The following is a 12,576-nucleotide window of genomic DNA, read 5'->3' as shown; positions in this document are numbered from 1 at the left end:
CGCTAGTTCTCTTGCGCGCTGCTCAGATCTGTTCCGAGTGCCCCGGCAAGAGTGCGAAGACAGATCACACGCAATTCTTCCTGCGGAATCGACGGTTGATCGAGCCAGTTCAGGCACACCGCACGAACGAAGGCAATCCAGCCGCGCACCGCGACAGCGGCAATCTGCCTGCGCTCGTCGTCGAATCCCAGCGCGTCGAGGATCCGAATCTGTTGCTGTTCCAACTCGCGCTCGACTATTGCCCGGATACCAGCTTCAGCCGACAACGTCCCGACATTGATTGCGCGCACTCCCTTACTGTGCGACTTCACGTACGCAAAGTAGGCATCCAGCCCAGCAGCGATTTGCTCCTGGATGGGCAGCGTCGAATCCGGCGCTGTCACGTCGAGGAGATGCTGGGACTCTCGCTCGACTATCGCCGCGAAGAAGTCGCGCTTGGTCGGAAAGTAGTGGTACATCAGCCCACGCGAGACGCCCGCGATTTCGGCGACCTCTTCGATCCAGACATCCTCGTACGACCGGTCAGCAAATAGTTGCGCACCGATATCGAGGAGTTGCGTGCGTCGCTGCTCGCGATCGAGACGCTTACGTGGGGTGACCATGGCGAACTCAGATTACTACTTGACACCGATTCAGTAAGGCGTACTTTGCGTACTAGACACCAATTCAGTAAGCGAACTCTTCTCGGGGGACAACGATGAGCGTCGACGCAACGCCGAACACGGGCGCGCCTGCTATTCCGCATCCGGCCTGGCGCCTCCCCCTCCTCGGCGACATTCTTGGTGTCAACGTCCGTACACCACTGCAGAACTCCGTGAGCATCGGCCGCGAACTCGGCCCGATCTTCGAACGCAACGTAGTCGGAAATCGCTTTGTCTTCGTATCCGGCGCAGACATGGTTGCCGACCTTTCCGATGAGTCCAGGTTTGCAAAACACCTGGCACCCGGCGTCAAAGCCCTACGAGGGATCGGCGGCGACGGACTCTTCACGGCCTACAACAGCGAACCCAACTGGGCCAAGGCCCACAATCTTCTGGCTCCGGCGTTCAGCCAGACGGCCATGCGCTCGTACCACCGCACGATGCTCGACGTGGCCGGCGAACTGGTTGCGTACTGGGACCGTCATGGCACCGACTCCCCCATCGACGTCTCGGCTGACATGACCAAATTGACGCTCGAGACAATCGGTCGCACGGGGTTCAGCTACTCCTTCGATTCGTTCGAACGCGAAGAACAGCATCCGTTTGTGAAGGCGATGATCGGCACCCTGTCCCATTCACAGCGGACTACGTTCCTCAAATCCACAGCCCTCGGCCGACGCCTCGCACGGCGAGCAGACCAACGCGACGACGTGCGCAAGGCGTACATGGCCGAAGTTGTGACGAGGTGATTCGCGCTCGGCGACGGAACCCCGGCGGCGCACACGAAGATCTTCTGGAACTGATGCTGCGCGCTGCCCGGGAGAATGATCCCAACAGGATCGACGAGCTGAACATCCGGCACCAGGTCGTCACATTCCTGGTCGCTGGGCATGAAACAACCTCCGGCGCTTTGTCGTTCGCGCTCTACCACCTGTCGCAGAATCCGGAGGTCTTGGCCAAAGCGCAGGCAGAAGTTGATGCCGTGTGGGGCATGGAAGAACCGGCCTTCGAGAAGATCGCAAAACTGCGGTACGTCCGACGTGTCCTCGACGAATCATTGCGGCTGTGGCCGACGGCCCCCGCCTACGCCCGCGCCGCTCGGCAGGACACCACGTTGATCGGCAAATACCCGATGAAGAAGGGCGACTGGATGCTTGTGCTCATCCCGTCGCTGCACCGAGATCCCGTGTGGGGCAACAATCCGGAAGCCTTCGATCCGGACAGATTCTTGCCGGCAAACATCAAGGCGCGCCCCGCCCACACGTACAAGCCCTTCGGAACCGGCGAACGCGCGTGCATCGGAAGACAATTCGCCATCCATGAGGCAGTTCTCGTTCTGGGAACGATCCTGCAGAAGTACACCGTCGAACCGGATCCCGAGTACCGGTTGAAAGTTATCGAGCGTCTGACCCTGATGCCGGAGGGGTTCACGCTGTCGGTTCGACGACGCTGATCCATCGTGCCCGAATCGTCCAAAGAGCTGATTCCAGGTCTACTATCAGCGAGGGCCTGCCGGTCCGAGGCTGGAACCGCGCTCACCTGGGAGAACACAGTGAAGAGAAATTACCCTGTTGCGGCAATCTGCGTTGCTGCCGCACTGGCTTCCGGCGCGTGCTCGGCATCTGTCAGTGTCGGCGACAAGCAGGTACCTGCAGACAAGGTCGCAGCCCAGATGTCCAGCCAGCTTGCAGCGACTGTCGGTAGGGCACCCGACGACGTCACCTGCCCAGAAGGACTCGACGCGGAGGTCGGTGCGACCGTCGTGTGCGCCTTGACCGACCAGGGCACCGAATACGACGTGACGGGAACTGTGACCAGCGTCGACGGCGACAACGTCAAGTTCGACGTGCAGGTGGCCGATACCCCGAACTAACTGCTGTGCGCCGTTGTTAACCGCGGGCGGTTAACAACGGCGCACAGCAGATTTGTCAGAGACGCTCGATAATCGTCACATTTGCGGTGCCGCCACCCTCGCAGATGGTGAGCAGGCCGTAGCGTCCACCGGTGCGCTCGAGCTCGTTGAGCAGCGTTGCCATCAGCTTGGTGCCGGTGGCGCCGAGCGGGTGACCGAGGGCAATTGCGCCACCGTTGACGTTGACCTTGGCCGGATCCGCGCCGATTTCCTTGATCCACGCGAGGACAACGGGAGCAAAAGCCTCGTTGATCTCGACGATGTCGATGTCCTCGATGGTCAGACCCGTCTTCTCCAGCGCATGCTGCGTTGCCGGAATGGGCGCGCTGAGCATGAAGATGGGGTCGTCACCGCGGGCGCTGAGGTGATGAATCCGGGCGCGGGGCTTGAGGCCGTGCTTCTTGACGGCTTCTTCCGACGCCAGGAGCAGTGCGCTCGCTCCGTCCGAGATCTGGCTTGCGACAGCAGCTGTCATCCGGCCGTCTTCGACGAGGACGTTGAGCGACGCCATCTTCTCGAGGCTGGTCTCACGGGGGCCTTCGTCGACGGTCGCGTCGCCCATGGTGACGATCTCGTTGTCGAAACGGCCTGCTGCGATGGCGGCCTTGGCGCGCTCATGGCTCTGCAGTGCCCACTTCTCGAGGTCTTCGCGGCTGACATCCCACTTCTCGGCGATCATCTCTGCGCCCTTGAACTGCGACACTTCCTGATCGCCGTAACGCTCGGTCCAGCCGACGGAACCGGAAGAGGGAGTGTCGAATCCGTACTGCTGGCCGACGATCATGGCTGCCGAGATCGGGATCTGGCTCATATTCTGCACGCCACCGGCGATGATCAGGTCTGCGGTGCCGGAGAGGATTGCCTGCGCACCGAAGTGGACGGCCTGCTGGCTGGAACCGCACTGACGGTCCACCGTCACACCGGGAACGTGCTGCGGCAATCCTGCTGCGAGCCAAGACATGCGGGCGATGTTGCCGGCCTGGCCACCGATGGCGTCGACGCAACCGAAGATGACGTCGTCGACCTCTGCCGGATCGATACCGGTGCGCTCGACAACGGCCTTGATGACGTGTGCGCCCAAATCGATGGGGTGCACTCCCGACAGTGCGCCGCCGCGCTTACCGATCGGGGTGCGGATGGCATCGACGATGTAAACCTCGGACATGATCTTTACTCCTAGTTCGATAGTGCAGCAGTAGTTTTGGGTGCGGCAGCTGCCGCAGACGGATCAGAGAGTCCGTCGAGAACAATTGCGAGGTACTGAGCTGCAACGGTGTGCGCGGTCAATGTGCCACCCGGCCGGTACCAACGCACGGCAACCCAGACGGTGTCGCGCATGAAGCGGAAGACCAGTTCGATATTGAGATCGGAGCGGAAACTTCCGTCGGCGACCCCCGCCTCGAGCACTCCCACCCACAGGTCCCGGAACTCGGTGTTGCGTTCGACCAGGTACGAGAATCGCTCGTTTGCGACCAGGTGCTTGACCTCGTCCTGATAGATCGCGACAGCCGAATGCGATGCGTCGATCGCCTCGTACGACGTGACGATCAGCGCTTCGAGCGTTGCCCGACTGTCAAGACCTGCAGCCACGATCTCGCGGTACTTGCCGAACAAGTCGTCGAGGAACTGGTGCAGAATCTCGTCGACCATCGACTCCTTGGAATCGAAATGGTGATAGAGACTGCCCGACAGTATCCCGGCTGCATCGGCAATATCGCGTACCGTCGTCGCCCGTACTCCGCGGTCGGCAAACAGGCCGGCTGCGATCGCGAGAAGTTCGTCGCGGCGACCGGATTTTCCTGCAGTGTCGTCGGAATTTCGGGATGGCGTCATGATTTCAATCCTATCCAGGGCTTCACTGTGCGCCTTTCTGGTAGTCGGTGCTACCAGAAAGGCGCACGGCAGGCCTACGCCCTCTGCGAAGAAACAGAAACGATCTCACCAGTCATGTATGTCGTGTAGTCGCTCGCCAGCATCGCAATCACCGAAGCGATTTCCCACACCTCGGCCGCGCGGCCGTAAGCCTCACCCGACGCCAACTGGTCCAGCAGTTCTTCGCTGGTGACCTTCGCCAGGAAGGCATGGCGGGCGATGGACGGCGAGACGGCGTTGATGCGGACGCCGTACTCGGCGGCCTCGATCGCACTGCAACGCGTCAGGGCCATGACGCCGGCCTTGGCCGCTGCGTAATGGGCCTGCGAATGCTGTGCACGCCAGCCGAGAACCGATGCGTTGTTGACGAGAACACCGCCGTGCGCGACGCTCTTGAAGTAGCGCAGTGCGGCGCGCGTCGCACGGAACGTGCTGTTGAGGGTGATGTCGATGACACGATCCCACTGGTCATCGGTCATGTCGACGACCGGTGTTTCCCCGCCGAGGCCTGCATTGTTGACCACGATGTCGATGCGACCCAGCTTCTCGGCTGCGCCGTCGAAGAGTGCGTCGACCTGTGCGGTACTGGAGACGTCGCAGATGATCGATTCGACCTGCTGGCCGGGGAATTCGGCCTTCAACTTCTCGACGGTCTCACCGAGACGACGCTCGTGGAAGTCGGAGACGAGGACGTCGCCGCCTTCCATCAGGACACGACGCGCGGTCGAGAAACCGATACCCGTTCCCGCGGCGGCGGTGATGACGGCCTTCTTGCCCTTCAGCAATCCGTGGCCCGGAGTTTCCTCCGGCGCTACGGACAAGGGCGAAACCACTGTGGAGTCAGACATTTAGCGAGCCTCTCGGGGAAGACCGAGCACACGCTCGGAAATGATGTTGCGCTGAATTTCGTTGGAGCCGCCGTAGATCGTGTCGGCGCGAGTGAAGAGGAACAGTCGCTGCCACTCGTCCAACTCGAGGTGTTCGGGATCGGTGATGTCCGATGGCTGGCCTTCGGAATTCTCCCACGGTGCGACCAACGACGACGCACCTTGGACGTCCATCGAGAGCTGCCCGAGGTCGCGATGCCAGTTGGCCCACAACAGTTTTGCGACGGATGCTTCGCCGCCACCGGTTCCGGCGTCGACCGCGTCGAGAGTACGCATAGCGTGGGCGCGCATGACGCGTAGCCCGACCCAGGCGCGGGCGATCTTCTCGCGGATGTGCGGATCCTGGTCGCTGCCATTGGCTTTCGCCAGGTTTACGACGCCTTGAAGTTCGCGGGCGAACCCGATCTGCTGACCGAGTGTTGACACACCACGCTCGAAAGTGAGCAGGCCCATGGCAATCTTCCAGCCTTCGCCCGGTTCGCCGACCACGAGGTCTGCGTCCGTGACGGCGTCGTCGAAGAAGACCTCGTTGAATTCGGAGGTGCCGGTGAGCTGCTGGATGGGACGCACGGTCACACCGGGCTGATCCAAGGGCACCAGCAGGAAGCTCAGGCCCTGGTGACGCTTGGATCCGACCTCGGTGCGGCACACGACAAAGCACCACTGCGCAACGTGCGCGAGCGACGTCCACACTTTCTGGCCGTTGATGATCCACTTGCCGTCTTCGAGACGGGCCGTCGTCGAGACGTTGGCAAGGTCGGAGCCGGCTCCGGGCTCGGAGTACCCCTGCGCCCACAGCTCGCTGACCGTGTTGATGCCCGGAAGGAAGCGGCGCTTCTGCTCGTCGGTTCCGTAAGCGATCAGGGTCGGACCGAGAAGTTCCTCGCCGATGTGACTGACGCGTGCCGGGGCACCCGACTTCGCGTACTCCTGATGAAAGACAACCTGCTGGGAGATGGTCGCTCCGCGGCCACCGAACTCCTTCGGCCATCCAAGGCACGTCCAGCCCGCGGCCGCGAGATGCTTGTCCCACTCGAGGCGTTGCTCGAAGAACTCATGCTCGCTGCCCGGTCCGCCCTTACCCTTGAGCTGGGCAAATTTGCCGGTCAGGTTCTCTGCCAGCCACTGCGAAACTTCTGCCGCAAACTCGTCGTCGGTCATCTGCCCGTCCGGGCTCTCGCTCTGGTCCACATATGTAAGATAACCTACCAAGCACTTGCTAGGTAGCGTGTCAGGTAGGAGTCCAGTGACCGATCAACCGAGAACCATCCCATCAGCCCTTATCAGGGCCGCCGAGGAGTTCGGTGAGCTCGCGGCAATTGCCGATGGCGACACCCGACTGACCTTTGCACAGTTGCACCAGCGTGTTCGTGATTTTGCGGGCGCACTGATCACACGTGGAGTGAAGGCAGGCGACCGTGTTGTCATCTGGGCGCCCAACACCCACCACTGGGTGATTGCACTGCTGGGCGCGCAGTACGCCGGAGCAGCAATTATCCCGATCAACACCAGATACACGGGCACCGAGGCACTCGACATCGTCGAGCGCGTCGACGCGGCTGCCCTGGTAGTCGTCGGCAAGTTCCTCAAGGCCGATCGATACCAGCAGTTGCTCGACGCTAATCCCGACCTGTCTATTCCGACGGTGATCCGCGTACCGGTAGACGGCGACGACGCTCGCGACGGCGTCATCGAGTTCGAGGACTTCCTCGCCCTCGCGACGGACGACACCCGCACCGAAGCCGACGCTCGGGCTACAGCGGTGACGCCCGACGATGTCAGTGACATCCTCTTCACCTCCGGTACGACGGGTCGCAGCAAGGGCGCCATCAGCGCTCATCGCCAGTCGATCGGCGTCGCACAGGCCTGGGGAGACAATGCCGAGGTCACTGCCGATGACAACTTCCTGATCATCAGCCCCTTCTTCCATACCTTCGGATACAAGGCCGGAATTCTGGTCTGCCTCCTTAACGGCGCGACCATCGTGCCGGTGTCCGTCTTCAACATCGACGAGACCCTGTCACTGATCAACCGCGAGAAGGTCAGCATCCTCCCGGGCGCGCCGACGATCTACCAGACGATCCTCGATCACCCTCGCCGCGGCGAGTACGACCTCTCGTCGCTGCGCATCGCCATCACGGGCGCCGCTCCGGTTCCCGTCGCGTTGGTCGAGCGCATGCAAAGCGAACTGTTCGACGCAGTCCTCACCGCCTACGGCCTGACCGAAGCAGTGGTGGCCACCATGTGCCGCACCGACGACGACCCCGTCACGGTGTCCACGAGCTCGGGCCGCGCGACGGCCGATTTCGAGGTCAAGATCGGCGACCAGGGCGAGATCCTGCTTCGCGGACCGAACGTCATGCTCGGATATCTCGACGATCCCGAATCCACCGCCAAGGCCGTCGACGCCGACGGTTGGTTGCACACCGGAGACGTCGGAACCCTCGACGAGCGTGGATATCTCGACATCACCGACCGTCTCAAGGACATGTACGTCAGCGGCGGCTTCAATGTCTACCCCGCCGAGATCGAAGGAATGCTGGCTCGACTGCCCGGTGTCCACGAATCGGCTGCCATCGGCATTCCCGATCACCGGATGGGTGAGGTGGGCCGTGTCTACATCGCTCAGCTCGACGGTGCCGGACTGACCGAAGAATCCGTCATCGCTTTCCTCAAGGAGAAGATCGCCGGATTCAAGGTGCCGCGCGAAGTGCGCTTCGTCGATCACCTCCCTCGTAATCCCTCCGGCAAGGTCCTCAAAACAGTTCTGCGCGAGGAACAGTCATGACCGTTCCTTTCGAAGCCGATGTCGTGACCTACGAGGTCCGCGGCACTGTGGCCGTCGTGACCCTGAACCGTCCCGACTACCGCAATGCCCAGAACTCGGTGGTGACGTACGCACTCGACGCCGCTTTCCAGCGCGCTGTCGACGACGACGACGTCAAAGTCATCGTCCTGGCAGGCAACGGCCCGCACTTCAGTGCGGGACACGACCTGGGAACTCCGGGCCGCGACCATCACGTCGAGTACGAGAACAAAGCCGCCATGTGGTGGGATCACGTCGACAAGCCCGGTGGTGACCAACGTTTCGCTCGCGAGATGGAGGTGTACCTGGGAATGTGCCGCCGGTGGCGGGAGATCCCCAAACCCACCATCGCCATGGTGCAGGGCGCCTGCATCGCGGGCGGCCTGATGCTCGCGTGGGTCTGCGACATGATCGTCGCCGCCGACGACGCGTTCTTCTCCGATCCCGTTGTCCGCATGGGCATCCCCGGCGTGGAGTACTTTGCCCATCCGTGGATGGTTGGCTCGAGATTTGCCAAGGAAATGCTCTTCACCGGCGATCGGTTCACCGCGCAACGTGCCTACGAAATCGGCATGGTCAACCGCGTTGTTTCCCGCGACGATCTCGAGAAGGAGACGTTTGCACTTGCCGAACGCATCTCCGAGATGCCGCGCTTCGGATTGGCACTCACCAAGAAGGCCGTCAACCAGTGTGAGGATCAGATGGGGATGCGTAACGGCATCGATTCCGTCTTCGGTCTGCATCACTTCGCTCACGCTCACAACGCCGAGGTAGGCAAAGACTCGCTTGGTGGTCTCGACGCCAAAGCTATGGCTGCCAGTGCTCGCACACCGCAGGAAGGAACAAACTAGTGGATCTCGTATTCGACGACGCCACAACCGCATTCCGTGACGAGGTCCGCTCGTTCCTGGAGGCGAATGTGCCCGCCACTCCCCTGAAGTCGATGGACACCGCCAAGGGCTTCGAAGAGCACCGTCAGTGGGAGCACACTCTCGCCGACGCCGGCTACGCCGTTGTCTCGTGGCCCAAGGAACTCGGCGGCCGCGACGCGTCGCTACTCGAGTGGGTCATCTTCGAGGAGGAGTACTACCGCTCGGGTGCACCCGGACGCGTGAGCCAGAACGGCATCTTCCTGCTGGCTCCCACACTTTTCGAACATGCAAACGCCGAGCAGTTGGCACGCATCATGCCGCGCATGGCACGCGCCGACGATATCTGGGCACAGGCCTGGTCCGAACCCGAGTCCGGTTCCGACCTCGCCAGCCTGCGTTCGAGCGCGAAGAAGGTCGACGGCGGCTGGCTGCTCAACGGCCAGAAGACGTGGAGCTCACGCGCCAGCTACGCGGACTGGGGCTTCGGCCTGTTCCGCTCCGATCCGGATGCGCAGCGCCACAAGGGCATTACCTACTTCATGTTCGACCTCCGTTCGCCCGGCGTCACCGTGCGTCCGATCGATCAGCTCGACGGTGAGCCCGGCTTCGCCGAGATCTTCCTCGAAGACGTCTTTGTTCCCGACGACCCGGCCAACCCGGGTGAGTCCGGTGTGATCGGCAGCGTCAACGAAGGATGGCGCGTCGCGATGAGCACCGCCAGCAACGAGCGTGGTCTGTCGCTGCGTAGCCCCGGCCGCTTCCTCGCGACCGTCGACCGTCTTCTCGAGCTGTACAAGGCCAGCGGACGCACGGACGACAGCGCTCTGCGCAATCAGGTCGCCGACGCCTGGATCGGCGCTCGCGCCTACCAGCTCAACACGTTCGGGACCGTCACCCGTCTCGCCGACGGTGGACAACTCGGTGCCGAGTCCTCGATCAACAAGGTCTTCTGGTCCGAGTGGGACATCGCTACCCACGAGACCGCCCTCGAACTGCAGGGCCCCGAAGCTGAACTGGCCGACAACTGGATGGACGGATACCTGTTCTCCCTGTCCGGCCCGATCTACGCAGGCACCAACGAGATTCAGAAAAATGTCATCGCTGAGCGTCTGCTCGGCCTACCTAAGGCGGACCGATGAGATTCGCGCTCGACTCCTCCCACCAGGACTTCGCTGCGAGCATCGATGCGTTGCTCACCAAGTCCGACATGCCCGCCGTCATCCGATCCTGGAACGACGGTGACACCGCACCAGGCAAGAAGCTGTGGCAGCGCCTCGCCGAGACCGGCGTCAACGGACTTGTCATCGCCGAAGAGCACGACGGCCTGGGTGCCGACGCCGTCGACCTGGTTGTTGCTCTCGAGCAGCTCGGTCGCCATGCGGTACCTGGCCCGGTCGTCGAAACCATCGCAGTAGCACCGACTCTGCTGGCTTCTGTTGCACCCGAGCGCCTCTCCGCTCTTGCCGAAGGTTCGCTCGCCACGGTCGCAGCTCCCCCGCACACGCCGTTTGCGCTCGATGCCAACTCTGTTGACCTGGTTCTGCTGGCACAGGACGGCGCAGTCAGCCTCGGCGTTCCCGGCGAAGCCAAGGCGTCGGTTGACCTCTCGCGCAAGCTCTTCGAGGTATCCGCCGGCGAGTCGCTCGGCTCCGCCGACTTCTCGGCTGCCTTCGACATGGGCGCCCTCGCCACTGCTGCTCAGCTTCAGGGCCTCGGGCAGACTCTCCTCGAGGTCACCACCGAATACGCAAAGCAGCGCAAGCAGTTCGGCAAGGTCATCGGACAGTTCCAGGCCATGAAGCACCACCTGGCCGAGGTTGCCGTCGCTCTCGAAATGGCTCGCCCGCTCCTGCACGGCGCCGCGCTGTCGGTGCGCGATCAGTCGACCGATGCCTCGCGTGACATCTCCGCCGCCAAGGTTGCCTGCGGCGATGCTGCCTACAAGGCCGCTCGCGTCGGACTGCAGGTTCACGGCGCCATCGGATACACGATGGAACACGATCTCTCGCTGTGGCTCACCAAGGTACGAGCATTGCTTACCGCGTGGGGCACTCCGTCCGAGCACCGCGCCCGGGTCGTCGCATCCCTGGTTGCGTCATGAGCATCGACACCGAAGACCAGGCAGCATTGCGCGCGTCGGTACGCGATCTCCTGAGCAAGCATTCAGACTCAGCTTCCGTCCGCGCCGCCATCACCACGGACAACGGTTACGACGCCGCGCTGTGGAGCAAGCTGTGCGAGCAGATCGGCGTCGCCGCGCTGGCGATTCCCGAGGAGTTCGACGGCGTCGGAGCAAGCTTGGCGGAAGTTCATGTGGTCCAGGAAGAACTCGGACGCACGCTGACGCCGTCGCCGATGCTGGGTTCCGCGATTCTCTCTGCGCAGGCCCTGTTGCTCTCGGGCGATGCCGACGCCTGCTCGCGTCTACTCCCCGGCGTTGCTGCCGGCGAAAGCACACTTGCACTGTGCTGGGCGGGTGCGAGCGGTTGGGATTCCTTCGGAGTCTCCGCCACTGAAGACGCGTTGAACGGCACCGCTGCCTATGTCCTCGACGGACACGTCGCCGACACCTTGCTGGTGCTGACGGCCGACGGTTTCTACGAAGTCGATCCCGAAGCCGAAGGTGTTTCCCGCCGACGCGTCCCCACCATGGACCCGACTCGCACGCTCTCGGAGGTCACGTTCTCCGGTGTTCGCGGGCGGCCTCTCGCATGGTCTGCGGATCTGGTCGATCGCATCCGAACGGTTGTCTTGATTGCACTGTCCGCCGAACAGGTGGGTGCTGCCGCAGCCATCGTCGAACAGACGGTGGAATACACGAAGTCTCGCAAACAGTTCGGTCGCGCAATCGGGTCCTTCCAGGCCCTCAAGCACCGGATGGCCGACATGTACACGCTGGTCGAGACGGCACGGTCCATGACCTACGCCGCGGTGGCCACACAGTCAGCCGGTGACGCAGCGATCGCCAAGGTGTACTGCTCGGAGGCCTTCCAGCAGATCACCTCCGAAGCCGTTCAGTTGCACGGCGGAATCGCGATCACCTGGGAACACGACGCTCAGCTGTACTTCAAGCGCGCGCACAGCAGCGCGCAGTTGTTCGGCCAGCCGAGTGCATACCTGCCCGAGCTGGCAACGGCCGCTGGCCTGTAGCAACGACACCCGAAGCCCCCTCAGCCTCACAAAGGCCGAGGGGGCTTTTGTGTCGAGCACACAGCACGATCACGTTACGAAGTTGCATCTTTCGCCCTAACGCTCGCCGAAGACCTCGCAGCAGGAATACGGTCAAAGAGCTTTGGCGTCAAACTCGCTCCACCCGTGACTCATGGCGGTTGGGGAATGCATGGTCGGCGAGCAGGATTCCTCCTTTCATCTCGCGGTGACCCGACCAGCGCCGCGCTACGTACAGCCTTGCGCTGTACGTAAATTGGATTGCGGCAGTGCGTTAACTGCCACTGGTTCGCTCAGCGTCGACTGCCACGTGTTCGCTCAGCGTCGATGCCACGTGTTCGCTCAATGGGATAACCCCTGGTTTCGAGCTTTTCTTCTCCGGAGAATCAAAAGTAGCAGCGCCGTTTTCTTCCACAGA

11 protein-coding genes and 1 pseudogene are annotated in these 12,576 nt (G+C 62.5%); 7 read left to right on the top strand and 5 right to left on the bottom strand.

Features of this window, described 5'->3' with window-relative positions; genetic code table 11:
• Positions 1–2: 2 nt before the first annotated feature.
• Positions 3–602, bottom strand: coding sequence for a TetR/AcrR family transcriptional regulator (locus tag C7T36_RS25320; protein WP_045068556.1), 600 nt, complete (start codon positions 600–602; stop codon positions 3–5).
• A gap of 95 nt (positions 603–697) precedes the next feature.
• On the opposite strand from C7T36_RS25320, the pseudogene C7T36_RS25315 reads away from it, so the two are divergent.
• Positions 698–2,094, top strand: a pseudogene (locus C7T36_RS25315) (cytochrome P450).
• A 99-nt stretch (positions 2,095–2,193) separates the two neighbouring features.
• Positions 2,194–2,514: a DUF4333 domain-containing protein gene (locus tag C7T36_RS25310; RefSeq protein WP_239654762.1), complete on the top strand. Its 321-nt coding sequence runs from the start codon at positions 2,194–2,196 to the stop codon at positions 2,512–2,514.
• Between the two features lie 55 nt (positions 2,515–2,569).
• On the opposite strand, the gene C7T36_RS25305 is transcribed toward C7T36_RS25310, so the two are convergent.
• The 4 genes from C7T36_RS25305 to C7T36_RS25290 all read right to left on the bottom strand — a co-directional run bounded on the left by C7T36_RS25305 (position 2,570) and on the right by C7T36_RS25290 (position 6,503).
• A complete protein-coding gene (locus C7T36_RS25305) occupies positions 2,570–3,718 on the bottom strand; it encodes an acetyl-CoA C-acetyltransferase (protein WP_033232400.1) in 1,149 nt (382 codons plus the stop codon).
• An 11-nt stretch (positions 3,719–3,729) separates the two neighbouring features.
• The gene (locus C7T36_RS25300) at positions 3,730–4,386 is read right to left on the bottom strand and encodes a TetR/AcrR family transcriptional regulator (RefSeq protein WP_045068555.1); all 657 of its coding nucleotides are present in this window, start codon (positions 4,384–4,386) and stop codon (positions 3,730–3,732) included.
• A 74-nt stretch (positions 4,387–4,460) separates the two neighbouring features.
• Entirely contained in the window at positions 4,461–5,273 is an 813-nt protein-coding gene (locus C7T36_RS25295) for an SDR family oxidoreductase (RefSeq protein WP_045068553.1), read from the bottom strand.
• Positions 5,274–6,503, bottom strand: a complete 1,230-nt coding sequence (locus C7T36_RS25290; RefSeq protein WP_033232403.1) for an acyl-CoA dehydrogenase family protein — start codon at positions 6,501–6,503, stop codon at positions 5,274–5,276.
• A gap of 55 nt (positions 6,504–6,558) precedes the next feature.
• On the opposite strand from C7T36_RS25290, the gene C7T36_RS25285 reads away from it, so the two are divergent.
• The 5 genes from C7T36_RS25285 to C7T36_RS25265 are packed head-to-tail and all read left to right on the top strand — an operon-like array spanning position 6,559 to position 12,140.
• Positions 6,559–8,100 (top strand): FadD3 family acyl-CoA ligase, encoded by a 1,542-nt coding sequence (locus C7T36_RS25285; RefSeq protein ID WP_045068549.1) that lies wholly within the window; start codon positions 6,559–6,561, stop codon positions 8,098–8,100.
• Entirely contained in the window at positions 8,097–8,969 is an 873-nt protein-coding gene (locus C7T36_RS25280; RefSeq protein ID WP_033232406.1) for an enoyl-CoA hydratase, read from the top strand. Before C7T36_RS25285 ends, C7T36_RS25280 begins: the two co-directional genes overlap by 4 nt.
• Positions 8,969–10,129: an acyl-CoA dehydrogenase family protein gene (locus C7T36_RS25275; RefSeq protein WP_045068547.1), complete on the top strand. Its 1,161-nt coding sequence runs from the start codon at positions 8,969–8,971 to the stop codon at positions 10,127–10,129. The genes C7T36_RS25280 and C7T36_RS25275 overlap by 1 nt, the downstream gene beginning before the upstream one ends.
• A complete protein-coding gene (locus C7T36_RS25270) occupies positions 10,126–11,091 on the top strand; it encodes an acyl-CoA dehydrogenase family protein (protein WP_045068546.1) in 966 nt (321 codons plus the stop codon). The genes C7T36_RS25275 and C7T36_RS25270 overlap by 4 nt, the downstream gene beginning before the upstream one ends.
• A complete protein-coding gene (locus C7T36_RS25265; protein ID WP_045068544.1) occupies positions 11,088–12,140 on the top strand; it encodes an acyl-CoA dehydrogenase family protein in 1,053 nt (350 codons plus the stop codon). The genes C7T36_RS25270 and C7T36_RS25265 overlap by 4 nt, the downstream gene beginning before the upstream one ends.
• Positions 12,141–12,576: the final 436 nt, after the last annotated feature.

It is taken from the genome of Rhodococcus sp. AD45-ID (assembly GCF_003023755.1).
Classification (GTDB): domain Bacteria; phylum Actinomycetota; class Actinomycetes; order Mycobacteriales; family Mycobacteriaceae; genus Rhodococcus_F; species Rhodococcus_F globerula.
This window is presented reverse-complemented; position numbering and strand designations above follow the sequence as displayed.